We start from the raw sequence: 20,812 nt of genomic DNA, 5'->3' as shown, positions 1-20,812 counted from the left end.
CCTCAAAGCTCTATTTTCCGCATTGTGGAACAGAAAATCATAATACAGAAAAATAATTGACATAGCCTTCTGCGCCGATATTATCAAAACGTGGCCCTCAGCATTATAGGAGTCAATTTTGGATAAACCTGCAATCAATGCGTTCAGGGCATTTACGAAACCGGGCAACCGCCCGCCTGCGCGTTACGCGACTGCGGGCAAAACCATGATCGTTCTCCGTGGACCCAGCTGAATAACCATCAGCAAAATTCGGGCCGACCGCGCCGCGCCCATTATCAAAATCCCACAAGGGCCATTTCGCCCCCTGAAAAGTGAATACCAACCGTTTTGATGCAGGTCAGCTCTGGCCTGTGCCCAGCGATGCTATGTCAAAAGGACAAAATATGCGACCTCTTCAAGGTATTAGAATTATTGAATTTTGTGAGGTGGCCGCCGGGCCGTTTTGTGGGATGCTATTGGCAGACATGGGGGCCGATCTGATCAAGGTAGAGCGTGCTCAGGGGGACGCGATGCGGTCATGGCCCCCGATTTCTGACGGGTATTCCCAGAACTTTGCGTCGATCAATCGCGGGAAGAAATCTGTTGTGCTTGACCTGAAGTCAGACGAAGGCGTGCAAGCCGCGCGCGATCTGATCCTGTCTGCGGATGCCGTGATCGAAAACTTCCGCCCCGGCGTGATGGATCGCAACGGGATCGGATACAAAGAGATGTCCAAATTGAAGCCACAGCTGATTTACTGCTCGATTTCGGCATTTGGCCAATCCGGTCCGCGCTCGCGCGAGGGTGGTTTTGATTTGACGATGCAAGCCATGGCCGGTGTCATGAGCGTCACGGGGGAACCAGATGGGGCCCCTGTAAAATCCGGTGTTCCTTTGTGTGATTTTGTGTCCGGACTATACGGGGCATATGGCCTCGTCTCTGCACTGCGCAATGCAGAGCAGACAGGTCAGGGCACACATCTTGATGTTGCCATGCTGGGTGCCACGCTGGCCATCGGCGCACTGCAAACCAGCGAATATTTTGGCACCGGAAAAGACCCGCGCAAATTGGGGTCTGCGCATCCGCGCAACGCACCCTATCAGGCCTTCAAGGCGCAGGACGGCTATTTCGGGATGGCAGCGGGCAACAACAAACTATGGGCTTCGGTCTGTGACGTCGTCGGGCGGCAGGATCTTGTCAACGAAGACCGCTTTGCAAACCCGACCCAAAGAGCCGCCAACCAACAAGAGCTGCTGACAATTCTTGAGGAAATCTTTGCGATGCAGCCCGCCCAATATTGGCTGGATGCTTTTGCGGCGGCAGGGGTGCCATCAAGCCCCATCAATACATATTCCCAAGCATTGGCAGACCCCCAAGTCGCACATATGGGCTATGTTCAGGATCTGACTTTGCCCAATGGAGTGGAAACCAAAACCTTTGGATCGCCGCTCATCTTTGATGGGGAACCCAATCCAATCGGCAAGACCTCACCGATCTTGGGGGCCGACACTGAAGCAGTCTTGGGCGCATTGAACACCGCACCGAAAACGAAAGCCGCCGTATGACCGCGCCCGTTGTCACCACCACACTGGATGACGGTGTTCTAACCCTGACGCTTAACCGGCCGGCGGCCTCAAACGCTTTGTCTTTGGATATGGCCGAGGCGATCTATTCGGCAATCACCTCTGTGCCCTGCCCGCGCTTAGCTGTGATCAAAGGGAATGGGAAAAACTTCTGCGCCGGTTTTGACCTGTCAGATGTGGAGGCGCTGTCGGATGCAGACCTGCTTTGGCGGTTCTTACGCATTGAGACCATGCTGCAAGCCGTCCACCACGCACCTTTCCCCACAATCGCCTTGGCGCAGGGGCATATCATCGGCGCAGGTGCCGATTTATTCGCGGCCTGCTCTTACCGGATTGCTGCGCCTGAGGCCAAGCTGCGCTTTCCCGGCTGGAATTTTGAGCTGGCCTTGGGCACCCGCCGCCTTGAGCGTCTGATTGGTAAAGATGCCGCATTAGACATTCTGTTGGATGGGCGTATCGTATTGGCACAAGAGGCTAAGGCGGTACGCTTGGCGACACAAATCGCGGATCAATCGGAGTGGCCGAAAACCATTGAAACACTGGCTGCGCGCACGGCCCAGATGTCAGCGTTCAGCACCCAGCAGATGCGCAGCATAGCCGCGACTGACACGCGCGCCCAAGACATCGCTTCAGTCGTGGCAACGGCAGGACGCCCGGGCCTTCGGGCGCGCATTTTAGACTATCAACGCGCAGTAAAAGAAGCGCGCGAAAAACGGAGACAGTCATAGTGGCCCATAAATCGCTTACCGATTATCGCGGTGTTCATGACTTGGGCGGCGTGTTGTGTGAACCCTTCGCCCCTGATGAGCATGACTATGAACCTTGGGAAAAACGGGTGCATGCGGTGCGTGAATTGCTGGCCACAAAAGGCCTGCTTCGGGTTGATGAACTACGCCGCGCGGTCGAAGGACTGGGCGCAGAAAAATACCAGCGTCTATCCTATTATGAACAATGGATTTGGGCCATGACCCAGATCATGCTGGAACGCGGTATCGTGACAGACGCCGAAATCGGCGCACGTGTCGAAGCCGTGCGCGCACAGCTTGCTTCTGATGGCTGATCCTTTGTTCAAAACCGGCGATAAGGTGCGCATTCGCGATGCCTACCCGATCGGGCATTGCCGAACACCTTTTTACACCCGTGGCCTCAAGGGTGAAATCGAACGCTATTGCGGCAGTTTTGCGAACCCTGAAGAGCTGGCCTACCGCCGCGATGGCCAACCGGCCGTGCCGCTTTATCGGGTCCGCCTACCCATGCAAAAGATTTGGCCTGATTACACCGGCGCCCCTCTTGATACGCTCGAAGTAGAGATTTTTGAACATTGGCTGGAGCACGACACCTAATGCATGATCACATACATCATCATCCCCATCCCAATCAGCCAGATGAAGAAGACGGCCCCTTTACCGAGTACCGTTTGCTCGAAGTAGCCTTGCGCGAGCTTCTGATCGAAAAGGACGTCATCACGCAGGCAGAATTACATAAAACCTACCAGATGATGGATGACCGCGGGCCGCACAATGGCGCGCGCATGGTGGCAAAAGCCTGGTCCGATCCCAGCTATCTGGACCTCATGCGCCGCGATGCGACAGCTGCGGCAAAATCCATCGGGTTAGAGCCTACTTGGCTTAATCTGATCGCCTTGGAGAACACTAACGCAGTGCATAATGTTGTCGTTTGCACCCTTTGTTCGTGCTACCCATGGCCGCTTCTTGGCTTGCCGCCCGACTGGTACAAAAGCCGCGCCTACAGATCAGATGTGGTTCAAAACCCTCGCAAGGTTCTTGCTGAATTTGGCACTACCCTGCCCGACACTGTCGAAGTACGGGTGCACGACAGCAGCGCGGATATGAGATATCTTGTAGTGCCTAAACGCCCTGTAGGGACAGAAGGCTGGCCCGAAGAAGAGCTTGCAAAGCTTGTGACCCGCGACAGCATGATCGGGGTCGTGCCCGCCTTAGCCCCGGAAGACCTATGATGGATACGCCCGCAGAATTGAGCGCAGTCGAAGCGCGCCGTCAAATTGGGACGCGTGAATTGACGCCAAGCGCATTGCTCGAAGCCTGTATCGCGCGGATTGAGGAGCGAAACCCCCGCGTAAATGCGGTGGTGGCCACTAATTTTGACGAAGCGCGGAAACAAGCGAAAATCGCGGATGAAACGGTGCAAGCAGGCCATGCCTTACCGCCGTTGCACGGTCTGCCCGTTTTGATCAAAGACCTGAGCCGGACCAAAGGATTGCGGACAACCTTTGGCAGCCGGTGCTTTGAAACCCATGTGCCCGATCATGACGATATTATCGTTGAACGATTGCGCACTGCTGGTGCAATTGTTTTGGGAAAAACCAACACACCAGAGTTCGGCGCAGGCGCCAACACGTCAAATCTTGTGTTCGGTGCAACTGGAAATCCTTATAATGTGACCCTCACCTCCGGCGGCTCTTCTGGCGGGTCAGCGGCTGGCCTCGCCAGCAATATGGCCCCGCTCGCGTCAGGATCCGATCTGGGCGGAAGCTTACGCATCCCCGCCTCGTTTTGTGGAATTGTGGGTATGCGCCCGTCACCCGGGATTGTTGCATCGCGTAGCCATGTTTCGGGTTTTTCACATCTTTGGACGGATGGGCCGATGGCACGCAGCGTAGACGATCTCATGCTTATGTTGACGGCGATTTCCGGCTTTGATGCCCGCGATCCGCTTTGCTCTCCCAATTTGGATATCGGACACGCAGACCTCCATGCAATTGAAGACTTAGCACATTCACGTATCGGGTTTTCAACGGATTTGGGTGTCGCGGAGGTGGATAGCGAGATAGCCGCGCTCTTTAAGGCCCGCCAACCGATCATCAGTAAACACTTTAACACAACGGTTGCGCTGGATGTTGATCTATCAGACGCAGCCGAGGTCTTTCGCGTGCTGAGGGCCGAAAGCCTCTATGCGGCTTACGGGGAATTGGCGGAAAACCAACCCGATATGATCGGGCAAAATGTACGAAACAATATCCTAGAGGCCAAATCACTGACTCTAGCGGATACAGCGCGTGCTGACGCGGCACATACGCAGATTTATCGCCGGTTTCAGGCGATTTTCAATGAGGTGGATTATCTCATTTGCCCGGCCACCTCGGTTTCGCCTTTTCCATTGGCCGACAATCACCCCGAGGCGATCAATGACAAGCCACTGAAGGAATATTATGCTTGGTATGCGATTACATGGGCCTTGTCTTTGACCGGAAGCCCTGTTGTGACGCTTCCCTGCGGTCTGGACAACCAAGGCATGCCGTTCGGCATTCAAATTGTTGGTCCGCGCCACTCAGACGCCAAACTTTTGAGATTCGCGCGAGGTTTGGAGACAGCTTTGATCCAAGATGGGCTGGGGCGAACGCTGCCCGAATTTGGCGCATCGGACACAGCCAGCGCATAACTTGGTCACTACGTTCTGCAATACGGAAAGCGAGTTCATTTTCTTGCGATTCCTTTAAAAAGTTCTTGCTTTACGGAATAATATCCAAAAAATGGAAAGCAATTCCACAATATAGAACAACTTGGAGGAGCTTATCATGCTGGATTATCCATACGACCTTGGGGTCTATAGTCGACCAATCACAACATCTTCAGCCGAGGCGCAAAAATGGTTTGACCGTGGTTTGAATTGGATTTTTGGGTATCACCATGAAGAGGCAGCCGTTTGCTTTGAACACGCGCTGAAGGCTGATCCTAACTGTTCGATGGCCCATTGGGGATTGGCCTATATCATAGGACCGAACTACAACAAACCCTGGGAGCTATTTACGCCCGAACAAGTGCAAGAGACACTTGTAAAATCGCGAGAGGCTATCGAGAAGGCCAAAGCGGTAATGGAGGGCGCGACAGATATTGAGAAAGCGCTGATCGTAGCGTTGGAAAGTCGCTACCAGTCAAATGAGCCAGTTCCCGATCTTTACACTTGGTCCGCCGCATATGCGAATGAAATGCGGAACGTTTACAATAAATTTCCTGACGATTCTGATGTCGCAACACTATTTGCCGAAGCGATGATGAACAGAACACCATGGCAAATGTGGGACCCACGTACCGGCGAGCCAAATCCCGCAGGCGACACCCTGGAATGCCGCCGTGTTCTGGAAGAGGGTATCGCCAAAGTTGAGGCTGCTGGCCCTGCCCGCCACCCCGGACTTTTACACCTCTACATCCACCTTATGGAAATGTCAGCGGTCCCTGAAGTTGCATTGCGTTATGCGGATGAGCTACGTGAGATGGTACCTTCTGCTGGCCAATTGGCCCATATGGCAACGCATATCGACGTGCTTTGCGGCAATTATCAAGACGTTGTAACGTGGAACCAAAAAGGGATCGTTGCCGACGAGATCTATTGGGAAAAATCCGGTGCGATGAATTTCTATTCTATGTACCGCGTACACAATTATCATTTCAAACTCTACGGCGCGATGTTCCTTGGTCAATTCCGCCCAGCCATGGAAGCCGTTGAAGGTATGATGAAAACAGTCCCTGATGAGCTGATCCGTTGTGAGGACCCTCCCATGGCCGATTGGCTAGAAGGGTACATGTCAATCAAAACCCACGCATTGATCCGCTTTGGCCGCTGGCAGGATTTGATTGACGATCCTCTGCCAGAACATCCCGATGACTATTCCATGACAACCGCGCTCAACTGGTACGGCAAAGGTATTGCGCATGCTGCGCTAAAACAGCACGACAAGGCCGACCAAGCACGCCAGAACTTTGAGACCGCTGCGGCAAAGGTTCCAGAAACACGGCACATCCATGTTGTTGCCTGCATTCAGATTCTCGAAGTTGCGCGCGAAATGCTAAATGGTGAAGTCGAATACCACCGCGGCAATTACGATGTCGCCTTTGATCACCTACGCAAAGCCGTCGCGTTGGAAGACGCCCTGCCCTATGATGAACCCTGGTCTTGGATGATGCCAAGCCGCCACCCGCTCGGTGCGCTGTTGTTAGAACAGGGGCTCTTCGAAGAAGCTGCTGCCGCTTATGAGGCCGATCTTGGTATGGACGAAACCTGCATCCGCTCCAATCGCCACCCGAACAATGTTTGGGCACTAAAGGGCCTCTACGATTGTTATATCGCGATGGGCAATTCAAAGAGCGCGGCAATGATCAAACCCCAACTCGACTTCGCCCTAAGTCGGGCTGATCGGGAAGTTTACTCTTCGTGCTTCTGCAGCACGAAAAACGCTGCTTAAACCTGCGCTTTTTTGTGGTCGGCGTTTCAAACGCCGCCCACAAGATGGAATGCTTCATGGCTACAGCTATTTTAAATCATAAGTTAGATGCCTGCTGGCGCATTACGGCAGGTGCTTGGCTCATGCTCGTCGCCATAACCTTTTCGGGATATGCCCCATATCTGAACCATGGCGATTGGACTTTGGCCGGTGTGCTCGCAGATATTTGTGGCATTAACTTGGCTGAAGAGGGCATCATTGGAGCCCTGGCTTTACTTGCGAGTTGGTTGTTGATGCTTGCCGCTATGATGGGTCCAGTGGCCTTCTCTAGCCTTAAACACAATCAAAAAATTTCTTATATGGCTGTGCTTGGATACGCTATCATCTGGAGTGTTGTCGGAATTGCATTGCACGGCTTTGGTTATGTGTTGCAGTTGGCAGCCAGGAATAGTGATTGGTTCTATTTTAACGGCTGGTCCATTGGCGCGAGCACACTGTTGATAATCGGTCTTTTCCAATTTTCACGACTAAAATCCGCGCCAACATCAATCTGCTCACTTTGCAGGGCAGGAGTATCGCAAAGCCAATTCACCTTGGGGTTACGTCATGGCGTTGATTGTGCTCGGTGTTGCGGCCTGTTGATGTGCCTGATGTTTGTGTTCTTCCCGGGAAATCTATTTTGGATGGCCATCATTACAGTCTTGATACTTCTCGACCGCGGGATGTTCGGCTTGCCCGCGCTGCGTCAAGAGATCGGTGTCGCGCTTATAGTCGCTGCATGCACTTTGACGGTGGCTCAATCCATCTAATGACCTGATCTTTAGAAGGGCACGTCACCTCAACGCACCCGAATTTCCACTCACACGGTGATGCGCATGCCCAATAGTTTGACGGCTTCGTCGAAAAAACGAGGGTTTTCTTCGGAACGGGCCGCCAGCTGTGCGCCTTCCAGCAAGGATAGGGTCGTGACCGCCTCTAGCGCGGGGTAGACAACATTCGAGATCGAACCATCCGCACGGCCTTTCTCAAACACATCAGTGAGCCACGCGATAACCATCTCCCGAAACAGGCTGATTTGTTCAAGCACGTCAGGTGGAAGACTGTCACGGCTGGCAGAAAAGGAAACACACAGGCAAAGCTGTTTACCGTTATCGCTGGCCGCGCGGTATTGCTGGATCAGTTCTGACAATTGCGTGCCACCAGTGCCATAGTTCTGGTTAATCTCGGCACAAACCGCTTCAAAATTTTGATGATATCGCTGCATCAATGCGACGGACAATTTTGCCTTGGACGGAAAATGGTGGTGAATGCTTGCTTTGCGAATGCCAACATCTTCGGCAAGGTCAGCATAGCTAAACCCGTCAAACCCCAATGTGCGCGCAGCATTCTCCGCAGAATTCAGCAAAGCAGTTTTTGTATCAACAACTGGCATCTTGGTCATCCATCTTAATTTCCAATGTTCTTAATATGTTTTCCGCCGCTTCCAAAGCCCCTTCAATATACCCGCCAAACTGCGGTGCCGTTTCTGTGCCTGAAAACAGCAGTTGACCATTCCAAACACCCCTGAGCGCCTGAGGCATCCCATAGGTCGGGTGTGCATATAGCGGTGCCAGATCCGCCTTGGTTGCGGTAAACGGGTCAAAGGCCCAGTCTTTGATAAACAGATGTTTCGGCTCCGCCCCTGCTGGCCCGAACAATCGCTTGAGCTGGGCCTCGATGTGCTGACGCAAGATTTGTTCATCTGCACGCCCTTGGGGCGGGACACCAATGAACCCGAACAATGCATAGGGTCCGCCATGCTCCGGTGAGGCATCATGAATTTCGACCATCGGGCCAAAACGGCTTTGTGCATCGCCCGACAGGCCAGCTTCACGCCAAAACGGGGCGTCATAGACGGCAACGGCCTTTGCCTGACCAGCCATCCACGTGGGGATGTTTTCCAGTGCGGCCTTGGTGGCATCAGGTAGGTTTGGCGAGAATTTTATATTGGCCGCAACACGTGGCGGCAGGCACAATACCGCACGGTCAAAGGTCATCGCCTCCCCGCTTCGAAAGCTGGCGATTACACCACTCCGTGTCCGTTCCAGCGCGGTCACTTCTGCGCCTAGGCGAATGCGATCCGCAGGCAAGCCCTGCGCCAGCGCATCAATCAACGCCCCTAGCCCACCCGCAAGCCTCCAAGAGCCTTGCATCGAGGAAAAGCCGCGGCCGCGCTGTACGTGCCCCTGCTCGTTTTCATAAACAAGGTCACCATCGGCGAATTGGTCAAACCGCGTCAGGTTCAAGCGTTCAATCAAGTGCGCAATCCGCGGCTGCCCCGGCCAGAACCAAGCAGGGCCAAGGTCAAACGCCCCGCCTGCATGGTGTCCGGTTTTGATCCGCCCCCCAAGGCGCCTGCGCCCCTCAACCAACATAAAATCATGACCCTTTGCGTACAGGGCATCCGCAAGGGCCAGACCTGACAGGCCCCCGCCAATGATCAATGTTGTCATGGCCTAAAACCCATCTGACATGGGGCGCAAGGTTGCTGCATGGCGATCAGACCGCCGGTGGTTTCGCGTGGGCCAGATGACCGGTTTTGATCCAGAGCTTCGCACCATCCGCACCAGCTGTAGCGCTCAGCGGCTGACCTTCCGGCAGACGCAACCACGCCCCTTTGCCAAGCGTATCGCCGCCTTCGGTGACAGAACCGCTGATCACCAGCATCTCAATCCCGCCCGCGTCCGAGTTCGCAAGGACAGCACCTGCATCCACATGGTGATATGTGACCACCTCTTGATCATCGCGGTGCAGTTCCGCAGTCGCGACACCGTTTGTGGGGGAGCCAAGCTCTTCTGCCATATTTTTCCGAAACTGCGTGCGGTCGTCCATGTCGAACTGCCAAAGCTTCACAAAAATCGTGCACCCCTCATCAGAGCCCGGCGTGTGGGATGTTGTCGGAGGGTTCCGCACATAAGTCCCTTCGGGGAAGTCGCCATGCTCATCCTGAAACACACCATCTAACACGATGAACTCTTCACCACCTGTGTGTGTATGTGCTGAAAACTCACTGTCGGGCGCATAGCGCACGATTGTAGTGGCGCGCGCCACTTCACCGCCGATACGATCAAGCATACGGCGATCCACACCGGGCATCGGAGATGCCAGCCACTCAACCTTCTCTGAATGCACCACAACTCGTTCTTTAAAGTCAGCGTTCAATTCCATTTTATCTTATCCTTTGAGATCAGGGCAGTGTGTTACGCATTTCATTCCTTCACAACAACCTACCAATAGGTAGGCATGACGGTCAAGTATTCAAGTAAAGGTCGCGACGATTTTCGCAGCCAAGCGGCAGCGGCCTGCCGATGATAACATCTATGTGATGTAGGATTAAGATGTTGCACGTCGAAATTCAACCTTCTAGTAGGTAGATAGACAATCAAGCAAAAGGAAAACGACATGATTGGGTATTCTACAGTTGGTGTGAAAGACATCGAAAAGGCAAAGAAGTTCTACACAGAGCTTTTTGATGCTGAAATCCAAGTGGACATCGGTCGCCTCGCGATGATCGGCAAATCAATTGAAACACCTATGATCGCAGTGTGCGAGCCGTTCGACGGCAATGCGCCAAGCTGCGGCAACGGCTCCATGGTCGCTTTCTCAGCGTCGTCAAAAGACGAAGTGAACGCATTCTATAACAAAGCGATCTCCCTTGGCGCGACGTCCGAAGGCGAGCCGGGCCAGCGGATCGAGGATGTTTTCTATGGTGCCTATGTGCGTGACCCAGACGGGAACAAATTGGCCTTCTACATCTTTGGCTGATAAATTTGTACCCGCCCTGAAATGTCAGGGCGGGTCTTTTTAAGGTCCGCGTTAGCATGGCTGCGCCGCGCAAAATATGGGCAGCAATGACTCTAAACCAAGTTTGGAGCGCCACCGCGAGAGTGGTCTGTGATCAAACTCAATGGGTTAGAACCTGATCCAGAAATACGCGGGTTCTCTCATTGGCGGGAGAGGTAAAGAACGTCTCTGGATCGCTCTCTTCGATGATCTGACCCGCATCCATGAATATCACACGATCTGCCACTTTGCGCGCAAAGCCCATCTCGTGAGTGACGCAAACCATTGTCATACCTTCTTCGGCCAGCGTTACCATCACATCCAACACCTCACCGATCATCTCGGGATCCAACGCGGATGTTGGCTCATCAAACAGCAAAATCTCGGGCTTCATGCAAAGCGCGCGCGCGATGGCGACCCGTTGCTGTTGCCCACCAGAAAGCTGGCCCGGGAACTTCTCGGCCTGGTTCCCGATTTGCACTTTGTTCAAGAATGCCATCGCAGTTTTCTCGGCTTCGGCCTGCGGAATTTTACGGGCAAGCATCGGGGCCAGCGTACAGTTTTCAAGAATTGAAAGATGGGGGAAAAGGTTGAAATGCTGAAAGCACATTCCGACATCGCGGCGCATGACTTCGATGTTGGGCGCGTTGGCATTGATCATCTCGCCGTTGATCAAAATATCGCCCGACTGATGCTCTTCTAATTGATTGATTGTGCGGATCATCGTCGACTTCCCCGAACCCGAAGGACCGCAGACCACAACTTTTTCGCCCTTGGCCACCGAAAAATTAATGTCCTTCAAGGCATGAAAAGTCCCGTAGAATTTATTAACGTTGCGCATTTCAACTGCAGCAGCCATGGCGTTCATCCTTTAGGTTTTCGGTTTCTCGGCAGCGGTGACAATGATCTCAACTTTTAGAACATCGCGTGCCAGTTTTGCTTCGCCACAGGCACGGGCGGGGGCGTGACCCTTTGGCACCCAAGCATCCCAAACCGCGTTCATTTCAGCAAAATCCGCCATATCTGCCAGCCAAATAACGGCCTGTAGGATATGTTCGCGATCCGAACCGGCCTCCTGCAGCAAAGCATCCACACGCCCGAGGCAATCAATCGTTTGCTCAGCTACGCTGTCGCCTGCACCAACCTGCCCGCACAAATAGATCGTGCCATTGTGTTTGACTATTTTGCTCATCCGGTCGGAGGTATGTAGCCGCGTAATCATGTTATTATCCGATCAGTTTGCGCGCATTCAGCGCGGTTGAAATCTCGTCGAGGATGGCAGGATCGTCAATCGCGGCGGGCATTTTGAAATCTTGTCCGTCAGCGATTTTCTGAACAGTGCCGCGTAGGACTTTGCCAGAACGGGTTTTGGGCAAGCGCTCGACTTCGACGGCGCATTTAAAGGCTGCCACCGCGCCGATTTTGGCCCGAACCAATTTGATTAATTCGGCTTCCAGTTCCTGCGCGTTTCGCCTTGCACCGTCATTTGGCACAAACAGGCCCAAGGGCATCTGCCCTTTCAAGGCATCCGCCTTGCCAACCACTGCGCATTCGGCGATGTCGGGATGGCTTGCGATGACTTCTTCCATTGCACCCGTGGACAAACGGTGGCCGGCCACATTGATGATGTCGTCCGTGCGCGCCATGATGAAAACATAACCGTCTTCATCAATGATCCCTGCATCCGACGTGGCATAATATCCGGGATATTCGTTCATGTAGGATGTCAAAAACCGCTCTGGAGCATTCCATAAGGTCGGAAAGCCCGAAGGCGGCAGCGGTAATTTACAAACGATATTGCCAAGTGTCCCGCGGGGCACTTCATGGCCTTCGTCGTCTAACACCTGAATGTCGTAACCGGGCATCGGTTTACCCGGTGAGCCAAGTTTGACGGGAAAGGTGCCCAAGCCCACCGGATTTCCTGACATTGGCCAACCCAACTCGGTCTGCCACCAATGGTCAATAACAGGGCGGTCCAGTTTCGCTTGGGCCCATTCAACCGTTGCGGGATCAGACCTTTCTCCAGCAAGGAAAAGCGTGCGGAATTTGCTCAGATCGTACTCCGGAATAAGCGAGCCATTCGGATCAACCTTCTTGATCGCCCGCAACGCCGTGGGTGCGGTGAACAAGGCAACCACACCGTGGTCTTGGATCACGCGCCAAAACACGCCAGCGTCCGGTGTGCCGACGGGCTTGCCCTCGAACACCACCGTTGCCGCACCATGCAATAGCGGTCCATAACAAATGTAGGAATGGCCAACGACCCAACCAACATCCGATGCCGCCCAGAAGACCTCGCCCGGCTTGACGCCGTAGTGATGCTCCATCGACCACTTCAGTGCCACCATATGCCCGCCATTGTCGCGCACGACGCCCTTGGGTTGGCCGGTAGTGCCCGAGGTATACAGAATATAGAGCGGATCAGTCACCAAAACAGGCACGCATTCGGTGCCCTGGCCCGCAGCGATTGCCGCCTCTACCGCTCGGCGGTAATCCACATCGCGCTGCGGTGTAAGATCGCAGCCCAAGGTGTCGCGCTGCAAAATAACGCAGTGCTCAGGCGCGTTTGTGGACAGTTCAATCGCTTCGTCTAGCAGGGGTTTATAGGCAATTACGCGCCCCGGTTCGATCCCGCATGACGCCGAGATAATCACCTTTGGCGCGGCGTCATCAATGCGCGTTGCCAGTTCTTGCGGTGCAAATCCGCCAAACACCACAGAATGAATAGCGCCCAGACGGGCACATGCAAGCATTGCAAAAACAGCCTGCGGCACCATTGGCATGTAGATGATAACACGGTCGCCCTTTTCGACCCCCAGCCCGCGCAACACATGCGCCAAGGCACTGACTTGATCCTTGAGTTGGGCGTAGGAATAGCGCTCAACCGTGTCGGTGACGGGGCTGTCATAGATGACGGCTTCCCGATCTCCATGGCCCGCCTCAACATGGCGGTCCACACAGTTATAACAGGTGTTACATGTCGCACCGTCAAACCATCGGCCATAGACACCACTTTCCGCATTGAACACAGAAGTTGCCGGTGTGAACCAGTCGATGCCTTTTCCGGCTTCCTCCCAGAACCCTTCGGGATCTGATTTCCAGGCGTTGTACGTTGCGGGGTATTGCGACATGCTTTTCAACCTCAGCAGGTGTAGTTCAGACCGAGGCGACCACCATCTACATAGATAGTTTCACCTGTAATATAGCTGGCTTTCTTCGAGCACAAAAACGCAACAACATCGCCGATTTCACTGGCATCGCCTGCCCGCCCCAATGGCGTGCGCGACATTGCCATTTTAAAGGCTTCGGGGTTGGCATTCACGCCTGCCATCATCTCGGTGTCGATGGATCCGGGGCCGACGGCGTTGACGCGAATGTTGTTCTTGGCCAGCGCAAGGGCCGCAACCTTAGTGAGCTGCATGACACCGCCCTTCGAGGCGCAATAGGCAGGGATCGCAGGGATGGCGACCTGCGCGTTGACCGACGACATATTGACGATGGCCCCTGCGATGCCATGCTCGACCATATCGCGTGCGGCCAACTGGGTTGCGATGAACACACCGTGCAGGTTGATATCGATAACCTTTTGGAACGTATCAAAATCATAGCTCAGAAAATCACCGGGCATGGCAACGCCGGCATTATTGACCAAAGCACTAAGCGGGCCGTGCTCTGCTGCGATCTGCGCGAACATGGCCTCGATCTGGGCGCGGTCGCCCATGTCACAAACAATTGCGGCGCCACCCAGCTCTTTTGCGGCCGCGGCAACGCCGCCCGCGTTAATGTCGGACAAAATTACATCATAGCCATCATCAGACAGCGCTTTTGCACAGGCAAACCCGATGCCTTGCGCGGCACCGGTGATCAAAGCGATTGGTTTCTTGGTCATGGTCTATCCTTCAAATCCATAGTCTTTTCGGGCTTGCGCATCAGAAATCAATCCAGCGCGTACATCTTCAGCCACAAGCGTTTTTTCGCGCTCCGCTGCTTGGCCGTATCCACCGCCGCCCGGCAGGCTCAGCCTGAGCCGTTGGCCGTTCTTGATCAATTGCCGCCCTTTGCTGCGCAGCTTTGTGCCATCGCTCAGCTCAACCCGACCCGCAGCGCCTGCGCCACCGCCATCACGGCCACGCGCGGCATTCTCGACACGGTCAAACATCGCATTAAAGTAAAAATCATAGCCGTCGCGCGGTTCGATTTCGATTATCTGGCCAAGCCCGCCACGTAGCGCACCGATGCCGCCCGACCCCTCGCGAAGGTCTTTGCGCCACACGGTGATGGGGCCGACATGCTCGGTTGCTTCGACGCTCATCGTAGAGACGCCAGAGGGAAACGCCGTTGCCGACAACCCGTCATGCGTTGGCCGCGCGCCAGTACCGCCTGAATTGAACATCAGCACTTCGGCATTGCGCAACCCGCTGTCCGGATCACTCGGGCGGGCCGAGATCTGGATATTCCACAGCGCACTGGCCCCTTCGGCGGGCACAGTATTGGGCAAAGCCTGGTGCAATGCGCCAAGGACAACATCAGGAACCAGATGCCCCAGCACGTGCCGCACCGACACTGGGGCGGGGCGCTTGGCCGCAAGGATACATCCCTCGGGCGCGGTGATCACAAACGGCTCCAGCGACCCTGTATTATTCGGGACCTGAGGCGCAATCGCGCATTTCAATCCATAGCAGGCATAAGCGCGGGTATAGACTTCGGGAACGTTGACCCCGAAACGGCTCATCCCTGACGTGCCGTCGAAATCGGCCTTCAAGCTGTCGCCGGCTACATCAAGCCTCACCGCCATAAGGACCGGATCATCATAGCCATCAACCTGCATGGTGTGGCTAAACGATCCGTCCGGTACTTTTGCAATTGCCTCGCGGGTGGCTTTGCGGCTGGTCTCGATGACGAAATCGGCCAGACCACTCAGATCGGCGATACCGAATTCGGCCATCATCGTCTGTAGGCGGCGATCACCGGCCTCATTACAGGCGGCCAGTGAATACAGATCACCCACAACCTGATCAGGTTCACGCACGTTGGCCCGCACGATACGGATCAAATCCCGAGACACGGTGCCGCGCTCTGCGAATTTCATGATGGGGATCAACAGACCTTCTTCATAGACCTCGTTCGCATCCGGCCCAAACCCGCGCCCGCCAATGTCAACCACATGCGCTGTGCAGGCAAAGAACCCGATATGCGCCCCATCGCGGAACGTCGGTGACACAACGGTGATGTCGTGCAAATGCCCCGTCCCCAACCATGGATCATTGGTGATGAACACATCGCCTTCAAAGATGTTATCGGCCCCGATTTCACGCACAAAATGGGTGACGCTTTCGGCCATTGCATTCACGTGCCCCGGGGTGCCTGTCACGGCCTGCGCCATCATGCGGCCACGGCGATCAAACAAACCGGCAGACAGATCACCCGCCTCACGCACCGAAGTCGAAAACGCGGTTCTGATAAGTGTCGTTGCTTGCTCTTCTACAACGGCAATCAGGCGGTTCCACATGATCTGATAGTCAATCGCGGTGGGGGTCATGATGCGTCTCCTTTGCGGATCAGGCGCAAGCTGCCATCGCCCTGCCCGATGGCGCGGTAGCCTGATGTGACGATGGTGGTGGTTTCATTCTCGATAATGATCGCAGGCCCGTCGACGCATTGCCCTGCGGTCATTGCAGCTCGATCCACCTCTTGGGCATCGACCGTCTTGCGCAGAGCCGCGTCAAAGAACTGCCGTGTGCGCAGAGTGGCAGCCAAAGCGCCCGTGTCGTGCCGTTGAACGATCTGTGTCTCGGGCAAAACCGAGGCTACAACCAACGACCAGTTGGTTATTTCAATACTAAGCGCGTCGATGACGCGGCCAAACAGGGTCTGATATGCCGCCTCAAACGCGGAAAGGATTTCGGCCTGATCCGCATCAACGAAAGTTTTATACGGCAAGGACACAGGGATTTCCCAACCTTGACCAGCATACCGCATAAAGGCGGTCAGTTTTGTCGTCGTCTGCGCGTCCTTTGCACCGGCACGCACAAAGGCCATCGCCTCATGCTCAAGCTCGGCCAACGCGCTGTTGACCGACGCCGCATCAAAGGCGTCCAGGCGCTGGAACAGCCCGCGCGTCGCCTCATAGCTAAAAGGAGCCTTGAGAAAGCCAATGGCCGAACCAACACCCGCACCCGGCGGGATGATCAGTTCCTTGATGCCCAGCTTTTCGCACAGACGGCAGGCATGCAGCGGTGCGCCGCCGCCAAAACCGATCATGGTGAAATGTTCAATGTCACGCCCGTTTTCGACCGTATGAACCCGCGCCGCATTGGCCATGTTCTCATCGACCATCTCAGTCACGCCAAAGGCTGCTTGATCACTGGGCATATCCAGAACGACGCCAAGTTTGCTGTTCACAGCTGCATCGGACGCGGACACAGAAAGCTCAATAGCCCCGCCTGCGAAATTGTCAGGATCCAACCGGCCAAGCAGAAGATTGGCATCTGTAACTGTGGGTTCTTCGCCGCCGCGCCCATAGCACGCGGGCCCCGGTTCGGACGCCGCAGAGCGCGGCCCCACCTGAATACGCCCAAGCGTGTCAATCGACGCGATAGAGCCGCCGCCGGCACCGATCTCAACCATTTCAACAACCGGCGTAGAGACAGTCATGCCCGAACCTTTTTTAAATCGGTAGGTGCGGGCAACCTCAAACGTGTTTGCGGTTTTCGGAGCGCCATCTTCGATCAGGCAAATCTTGGCGGTGGTGCCGCCCATATCAAAGGATAGAACGCTGTCCAAACCGTGGCCGCGTGCAAAATCAGCCGCGAAAATTGCCCCACCTGCGGGGCCGGATTCCAGCAGGCGCACGGGTTGTTCAGCGGCAAGATCGACCGAAATCAACCCGCCCCCCGAATGCAGCATGAACACCGGCGCACCAACACCGGCATCGCTCAGACGTTGAACAAGACGGCCCAGATAATCGGCGACTTGCGGCTGGACATAGGCATTGGCAATGACGGTATTGAATCGCGGCAGCTCGCGCATTTGTGGCGAAATCACCGAGGAAATCGAAATCGACATATCAGGCGCGGCCGCACGCAGGGCCTTGGCCATTTGCACCTCATGGGCGTCATTGGCGTAAGAATGCATAAGCCCGATTGCGACGGCTTCATAATCCCCCGCCAGTATGGTTTTCACCATCGCGTCGACCTCGGCCGGATCAAGCGCCAGCAATACCTCTCCGTTTGGCCCCATACGCTCATTCAAGGTCAGCCGATCCTCACGCGGGACCATTGGCTTGGGCAGCGTCAGGTTCAAATCATATTGCTCAAACCGGTTCTCCGAACGCATCTCGATCACATCGCGAAAACCCTCGGTGGTGATGAACGCCAGTTTCGCGCCACGCCGCTCAATCAGGGAGTTGGTCACAAGCGTGGTGCCATGGATCACCTGTGTAATCTCGGCCATGGCAATGCCTGCCTTCTGGGCCGCGATTTCGATGCCATCAATGATCGCCTGCTCGGGGTGGGTGTAGTTGGTGAGAACCTTACACGTGGCAAGCCCGCCCGCATGTTCCAACGCGACATCAGTGAATGTGCCGCCAATGTCGACACCTACGCGGTTCAAAAGCTTCGTCATTTATATCGCCTTGAGTATCTGTTTCGCTGTAAATGCGGATTGATAAATCCGCGACACGATCGGGGCCGACGGGACGATCGACATTTCGGTCATAGGAAGGGGAAGCTCTGCACGGTCCATCCCGGTGAGCAGACCTGCCATGGTCTCACCAAACATCGTACCTGTCGTGATGCCGCGGCCATTGTAGCCGATTGGCGTGAACAGGTTGGTTTCCAACTCATAGATGCGCGGCAGATGGTCGGGGGTCATTGCGATCTGACCCGTCCATGCTTCGTCAAATTCAACGGGGCCGAGGCTTGGGAAAATGCGCGCTATCTGCTTTTTCGCCCAACGATGTGACAGACCGCCATCTTTGCTGCCAACCACTTTGCCCATCGACCCAACAAGCAAGCGATCAAAAGCATCGCGGCGGATATTGAACATGATCTGCCCTGTATCCCAAAGCCCCTGCTTGCCCGGCAAGATGTGCGAGGCCTCATCGCCCAATGGTTTTGTCGCAAGCTGAAAGTAGTGGATTTTTGTAAAGATGCGCTTGAGGTTCGGCCAAAGATCATCCGAATAGGCATTTGTGCCCAATACAACCGCTTTGGCGGTCATGACCCCCTGATCGGTTTCAACCTTCCAAAGCTCGCCGTCGCGGCGCAGTTTTGTCGCCCGCACGCCGGTGCTTATTTTTGCGCCTGCGCCCAGTGCTGCGCGGGCCAACCCACGGCAATAACCCATCGGGTTGATCGTCCCGCACCGGTTATCCAACAGCCCGCCGTGAAAGTGATCTGTTCCGATCATCGCGGATACTTCTTCGCGGCTGATCAAATCCACCGGCTCGCCAAGGCGTTGCCATTCTTTATGGCGCTCCTGAAGGTCCTTGAACCCGCTAGGGCCGTGGGCCGCATGAATTGTTCCGGTACGTGTGACTTCACACCGAATTTGGTGCTTTTCAATGAGAGAGAACACATATTCCGGCCCGCTGCCGAATTTCTTGATAAAACGCGGCCCATAGGTTTCGCCCAGTTTTTCGCGCACCTTTTGCGGAGGCAGCCACAAGGCCGCATTCACCAGCCCGCAATTGCGCCCTGATCCGCCGTAGCCAATTTTCTCGGCTTCGATAACATGGGCGGAAAGCCCTTTTTCTGCGCAATGGAGCGCCGTGGAGAGCCCTGTAAACCCGCCCCCAACGATTGCGACATCTACAACCGTGTCTGGCATTGTATCTGCGCGGTAGTCTTGCTCTTGTGCCGAGGCATCCCAGAGCGAGATTGCAGGCGTATCTGTCATTGCTTGGTTCTCCGCGTTCGAGTCGGTTTCGTCTTATCCGGGAGGTTGCACGACTAAAAATTATGTGTCAATATGTGATAAACATGTTCCACATACCAGCACAAAGGCAGGCAAATGACTGAACTTAAAAAGACCGCAGCACAAATGGTTTCAGACGCACGCGCGCGTGTCGAAGAGATCGAAACTGCCGATCTTATCGGGATGCTGGATGATCCGAACGTCGTGATTGTCGATATCCGCGATGTGCGCGAACGCCAGCGCAGCGGGTTCATTCCCGGCAGCGTTCATGCGCCACGCGGCATGATCGAATTCTGGGTCGACCCTGACAGCCCCTATTACAAAGAAGTCTTTGCGCAAGACGGTAAGAAATTCGTATTCCACTGCGCATCCGGATGGCGGTCTGCACTCACCACCGCAACCCTACAGGATATGGGGTTCGAGGCGGCGCATTTGAAAGAAGGTTTTTCCACGTGGGAAAAACAGGGCGGCCCGGTCGAATTCCCCGAAAAGAAAACTTAAATCGCGCCTACATGCGGCCCAGTTTTTCCGACACCGAACGGGCCGCATGCATAATCAGCCCCCCGAAACGCTCAACGCCATCCTCAGGCAGATTAATATCGGGCAAAGAAATTCCCAGCGCGCCAATTGGCTCGCCGCTTTGTAATGTAATCGCCGCACCAAAGCTCACGATGCGATCCCGAAACTCTCCGGTATCAAAAGCATACCCACGAGATTGGGTCGCCAAGATATCCGCATCAAGCGCGTCCAGATCGGTCAGGGTCTTATCCGTGTGCTGCGTTAAAACGCCACCAATTTGATCGCGCAGGTTTGCATAATCTACCGCCAAAATCGCCTTGCCCGTTCCAACACAGTGCAGCGGCGCCGTTCCCCCGATCGCGTTCCAGGAGCGGATCGGTTTCTGGCTGTCGATCTTATCAATATAGATAACATTCAGGTTGTTCCGGACCGCAAGATAAACGGTCTCTCCCGTTTCTTGTGACAGATGCAATAGCTCTGGTGCAGCAAGCTCTCGCAGATTCAGGTTTTCGACCGATGCGCGACCAACCTGCCAGGTCTTAAGCGTGGCCGCATAGGACTTATCAGATCTGTGTTCCACATAGCCAAGCGTGGTCAGCGTCTGCAAAAGCCGAAAAGTATTGGACTTGGTCAGGCCAAGCTCCTTGGACAGTTCCGTCACACCCTTACCCTTTTGGGCCGCCGCCAAGTTCTCTAAAATAGAAAGTCCCTTTGAAAGCGTTGAATCAACCTTCGGTTCGCTTTTGGTGGCTTCGGTCATGTTATTCAGCTTCCTGTCTTTCTACCCTAGTTA

The 20,812-nt window shown here is 54.8% G+C and carries 21 protein-coding genes; 10 read left to right on the top strand and 11 right to left on the bottom strand.

Going from position 1 to position 20,812, the window contains the following annotated elements; translation table 11 throughout:
* Positions 1-383: 383 nt before the first annotated feature.
* From ABJM03_RS03290 to ABJM03_RS03255, 8 genes are all read left to right on the top strand, one after another.
* Positions 384-1,544, top strand: a complete 1,161-nt coding sequence (locus tag ABJM03_RS03290; RefSeq protein ID WP_348415495.1) for a CoA transferase — start codon at positions 384-386, stop codon at positions 1,542-1,544.
* The gene (locus ABJM03_RS03285; protein WP_348415493.1) at positions 1,541-2,290 is read left to right on the top strand and encodes an enoyl-CoA hydratase/isomerase family protein; all 750 of its coding nucleotides are present in this window, start codon (positions 1,541-1,543) and stop codon (positions 2,288-2,290) included. Before ABJM03_RS03290 ends, ABJM03_RS03285 begins: the two co-directional genes overlap by 4 nt.
* A complete protein-coding gene (locus ABJM03_RS03280; RefSeq protein WP_348415491.1) occupies positions 2,290-2,622 on the top strand; it encodes a ScnB-like protein in 333 nt (110 codons plus the stop codon). The genes ABJM03_RS03285 and ABJM03_RS03280 overlap by 1 nt, the downstream gene beginning before the upstream one ends.
* Complete coding sequence (locus tag ABJM03_RS03275) at positions 2,615-2,905, top strand: SH3-like domain-containing protein (protein WP_348415489.1); 291 nt, start codon at positions 2,615-2,617, stop codon at positions 2,903-2,905. The genes ABJM03_RS03280 and ABJM03_RS03275 overlap by 8 nt, the downstream gene beginning before the upstream one ends.
* Positions 2,905-3,540 carry a nitrile hydratase subunit alpha gene (locus tag ABJM03_RS03270; RefSeq protein WP_348415487.1) on the top strand — a complete coding sequence of 212 codons (636 nt, stop codon included), beginning with the start codon at positions 2,905-2,907 and terminating at the stop codon, positions 3,538-3,540. The genes ABJM03_RS03275 and ABJM03_RS03270 overlap by 1 nt, the downstream gene beginning before the upstream one ends.
* Positions 3,537-4,982, top strand: a complete 1,446-nt coding sequence (locus ABJM03_RS03265) for an amidase (RefSeq protein ID WP_348415485.1) — start codon at positions 3,537-3,539, stop codon at positions 4,980-4,982. The genes ABJM03_RS03270 and ABJM03_RS03265 overlap by 4 nt, the downstream gene beginning before the upstream one ends.
* Positions 4,983-5,118: 136 nt before the next feature.
* Positions 5,119-6,783, top strand: coding sequence for a hypothetical protein (locus tag ABJM03_RS03260; RefSeq protein WP_348415483.1), 1,665 nt, complete (start codon positions 5,119-5,121; stop codon positions 6,781-6,783).
* Between the two features lie 56 nt (positions 6,784-6,839).
* Complete coding sequence (locus tag ABJM03_RS03255) at positions 6,840-7,571, top strand: DUF2182 domain-containing protein (RefSeq protein ID WP_348415481.1); 732 nt, start codon at positions 6,840-6,842, stop codon at positions 7,569-7,571.
* 50 nt (positions 7,572-7,621) lie between these two features.
* Here the strand turns inward: ABJM03_RS03255 and ABJM03_RS03250 are convergent, their stop codons facing one another.
* From ABJM03_RS03250 to ABJM03_RS03240, 3 genes are read right to left on the bottom strand one after another with little or no spacing between them, the layout of a single operon-like run.
* On the bottom strand, positions 7,622-8,194 hold the full coding sequence (locus ABJM03_RS03250) for a TetR/AcrR family transcriptional regulator (protein ID WP_348415479.1): 573 nt from the start codon (positions 8,192-8,194) through the stop codon (positions 7,622-7,624).
* Positions 8,181-9,254, bottom strand: a complete 1,074-nt coding sequence (locus tag ABJM03_RS03245; protein WP_348415477.1) for an FAD-dependent oxidoreductase — start codon at positions 9,252-9,254, stop codon at positions 8,181-8,183. The genes ABJM03_RS03250 and ABJM03_RS03245 overlap by 14 nt, the downstream gene beginning before the upstream one ends.
* A 46-nt stretch (positions 9,255-9,300) precedes the next feature.
* On the bottom strand, positions 9,301-9,969 hold the full coding sequence (locus ABJM03_RS03240) for a cupin domain-containing protein (RefSeq protein ID WP_348415475.1): 669 nt from the start codon (positions 9,967-9,969) through the stop codon (positions 9,301-9,303).
* A 234-nt stretch (positions 9,970-10,203) separates the two neighbouring features.
* On the opposite strand from ABJM03_RS03240, the gene ABJM03_RS03235 reads away from it, so the two are divergent.
* The gene (locus tag ABJM03_RS03235) at positions 10,204-10,566 is read left to right on the top strand and encodes a VOC family protein (RefSeq protein WP_348415473.1); all 363 of its coding nucleotides are present in this window, start codon (positions 10,204-10,206) and stop codon (positions 10,564-10,566) included.
* A gap of 139 nt (positions 10,567-10,705) precedes the next feature.
* Here ABJM03_RS03235 and ABJM03_RS03230 read toward each other — a convergent pair whose 3' ends face one another.
* The 7 genes from ABJM03_RS03230 to ABJM03_RS03200 are packed head-to-tail and all read right to left on the bottom strand — an operon-like array spanning position 10,706 to position 19,482.
* Positions 10,706-11,443, bottom strand: a complete 738-nt coding sequence (locus ABJM03_RS03230; RefSeq protein WP_348415472.1) for an amino acid ABC transporter ATP-binding protein — start codon at positions 11,441-11,443, stop codon at positions 10,706-10,708.
* A gap of 12 nt (positions 11,444-11,455) precedes the next feature.
* On the bottom strand, positions 11,456-11,806 hold the full coding sequence (locus ABJM03_RS03225; protein WP_348415470.1) for a RidA family protein: 351 nt from the start codon (positions 11,804-11,806) through the stop codon (positions 11,456-11,458).
* A gap of 4 nt (positions 11,807-11,810) precedes the next feature.
* The gene (locus tag ABJM03_RS03220; RefSeq protein WP_348415468.1) at positions 11,811-13,715 is read right to left on the bottom strand and encodes a propionyl-CoA synthetase; all 1,905 of its coding nucleotides are present in this window, start codon (positions 13,713-13,715) and stop codon (positions 11,811-11,813) included.
* An 11-nt stretch (positions 13,716-13,726) separates the two neighbouring features.
* Positions 13,727-14,473 (bottom strand): SDR family oxidoreductase, encoded by a 747-nt coding sequence (locus ABJM03_RS03215; RefSeq protein WP_348415466.1) that lies wholly within the window; start codon positions 14,471-14,473, stop codon positions 13,727-13,729.
* Positions 14,474-14,476: 3 nt separating this feature from the next.
* Complete coding sequence (locus ABJM03_RS03210) at positions 14,477-16,123, bottom strand: hydantoinase B/oxoprolinase family protein (protein WP_348415464.1); 1,647 nt, start codon at positions 16,121-16,123, stop codon at positions 14,477-14,479.
* The gene (locus ABJM03_RS03205; protein ID WP_348415463.1) at positions 16,120-18,207 is read right to left on the bottom strand and encodes a hydantoinase/oxoprolinase family protein; all 2,088 of its coding nucleotides are present in this window, start codon (positions 18,205-18,207) and stop codon (positions 16,120-16,122) included. Before ABJM03_RS03205 ends, ABJM03_RS03210 begins: the two co-directional genes overlap by 4 nt.
* Positions 18,208-19,482, bottom strand: a complete 1,275-nt coding sequence (locus ABJM03_RS03200; RefSeq protein ID WP_348415461.1) for an FAD-binding oxidoreductase — start codon at positions 19,480-19,482, stop codon at positions 18,208-18,210.
* A 114-nt stretch (positions 19,483-19,596) separates the two neighbouring features.
* Between ABJM03_RS03200 and ABJM03_RS03195 the strand changes: the two genes are divergently transcribed.
* Positions 19,597-20,001, top strand: a complete 405-nt coding sequence (locus ABJM03_RS03195; RefSeq protein ID WP_348415459.1) for a rhodanese-like domain-containing protein — start codon at positions 19,597-19,599, stop codon at positions 19,999-20,001.
* Positions 20,002-20,008: 7 nt separating this feature from the next.
* Here the strand turns inward: ABJM03_RS03195 and ABJM03_RS03190 are convergent, their stop codons facing one another.
* Positions 20,009-20,779, bottom strand: coding sequence for an IclR family transcriptional regulator (locus ABJM03_RS03190; RefSeq protein WP_348415457.1), 771 nt, complete (start codon positions 20,777-20,779; stop codon positions 20,009-20,011).
* Positions 20,780-20,812 lie beyond the last annotated feature (33 nt).

The organism is Sulfitobacter sp., from assembly GCF_039977885.1.
Classification (GTDB): domain Bacteria; phylum Pseudomonadota; class Alphaproteobacteria; order Rhodobacterales; family Rhodobacteraceae; genus Sulfitobacter.
This window is presented reverse-complemented; position numbering and strand designations above follow the sequence as displayed.

Coding starts and splice junctions, on each gene's coding strand:
- ABJM03_RS03290 (WP_348415495.1), top strand. CDS start 384: ATGCGACCTCTTCAAGGTATTAGAATTATTGAATTTTGTGAGGTGGCC.
- ABJM03_RS03285 (WP_348415493.1), top strand. CDS start 1,541: ATGACCGCGCCCGTTGTCACCACCACACTGGATGACGGTGTTCTAACC.
- ABJM03_RS03275 (WP_348415489.1), top strand. CDS start 2,615: ATGGCTGATCCTTTGTTCAAAACCGGCGATAAGGTGCGCATTCGCGAT.
- ABJM03_RS03270 (WP_348415487.1), top strand. CDS start 2,905: ATGCATGATCACATACATCATCATCCCCATCCCAATCAGCCAGATGAA.
- ABJM03_RS03265 (WP_348415485.1), top strand. CDS start 3,537: ATGATGGATACGCCCGCAGAATTGAGCGCAGTCGAAGCGCGCCGTCAA.
- ABJM03_RS03260 (WP_348415483.1), top strand. CDS start 5,119: ATGCTGGATTATCCATACGACCTTGGGGTCTATAGTCGACCAATCACA.
- ABJM03_RS03255 (WP_348415481.1), top strand. CDS start 6,840: ATGGCTACAGCTATTTTAAATCATAAGTTAGATGCCTGCTGGCGCATT.
- ABJM03_RS03250 (WP_348415479.1), bottom strand. CDS start 8,194: ATGCCAGTTGTTGATACAAAAACTGCTTTGCTGAATTCTGCGGAGAAT.
- ABJM03_RS03245 (WP_348415477.1), bottom strand. CDS start 9,254: ATGACAACATTGATCATTGGCGGGGGCCTGTCAGGTCTGGCCCTTGCG.
- ABJM03_RS03240 (WP_348415475.1), bottom strand. CDS start 9,969: ATGGAATTGAACGCTGACTTTAAAGAACGAGTTGTGGTGCATTCAGAG.
- ABJM03_RS03235 (WP_348415473.1), top strand. CDS start 10,204: ATGATTGGGTATTCTACAGTTGGTGTGAAAGACATCGAAAAGGCAAAG.
- ABJM03_RS03230 (WP_348415472.1), bottom strand. CDS start 11,443: ATGGCTGCTGCAGTTGAAATGCGCAACGTTAATAAATTCTACGGGACT.
- ABJM03_RS03225 (WP_348415470.1), bottom strand. CDS start 11,806: ATGATTACGCGGCTACATACCTCCGACCGGATGAGCAAAATAGTCAAA.
- ABJM03_RS03220 (WP_348415468.1), bottom strand. CDS start 13,715: ATGTCGCAATACCCCGCAACGTACAACGCCTGGAAATCAGATCCCGAA.
- ABJM03_RS03215 (WP_348415466.1), bottom strand. CDS start 14,473: ATGACCAAGAAACCAATCGCTTTGATCACCGGTGCCGCGCAAGGCATC.
- ABJM03_RS03210 (WP_348415464.1), bottom strand. CDS start 16,123: ATGACCCCCACCGCGATTGACTATCAGATCATGTGGAACCGCCTGATT.
- ABJM03_RS03205 (WP_348415463.1), bottom strand. CDS start 18,207: ATGACGAAGCTTTTGAACCGCGTAGGTGTCGACATTGGCGGCACATTC.
- ABJM03_RS03200 (WP_348415461.1), bottom strand. CDS start 19,482: ATGACAGATACGCCTGCAATCTCGCTCTGGGATGCCTCGGCACAAGAG.
- ABJM03_RS03195 (WP_348415459.1), top strand. CDS start 19,597: ATGACTGAACTTAAAAAGACCGCAGCACAAATGGTTTCAGACGCACGC.
- ABJM03_RS03190 (WP_348415457.1), bottom strand. CDS start 20,779: ATGACCGAAGCCACCAAAAGCGAACCGAAGGTTGATTCAACGCTTTCA.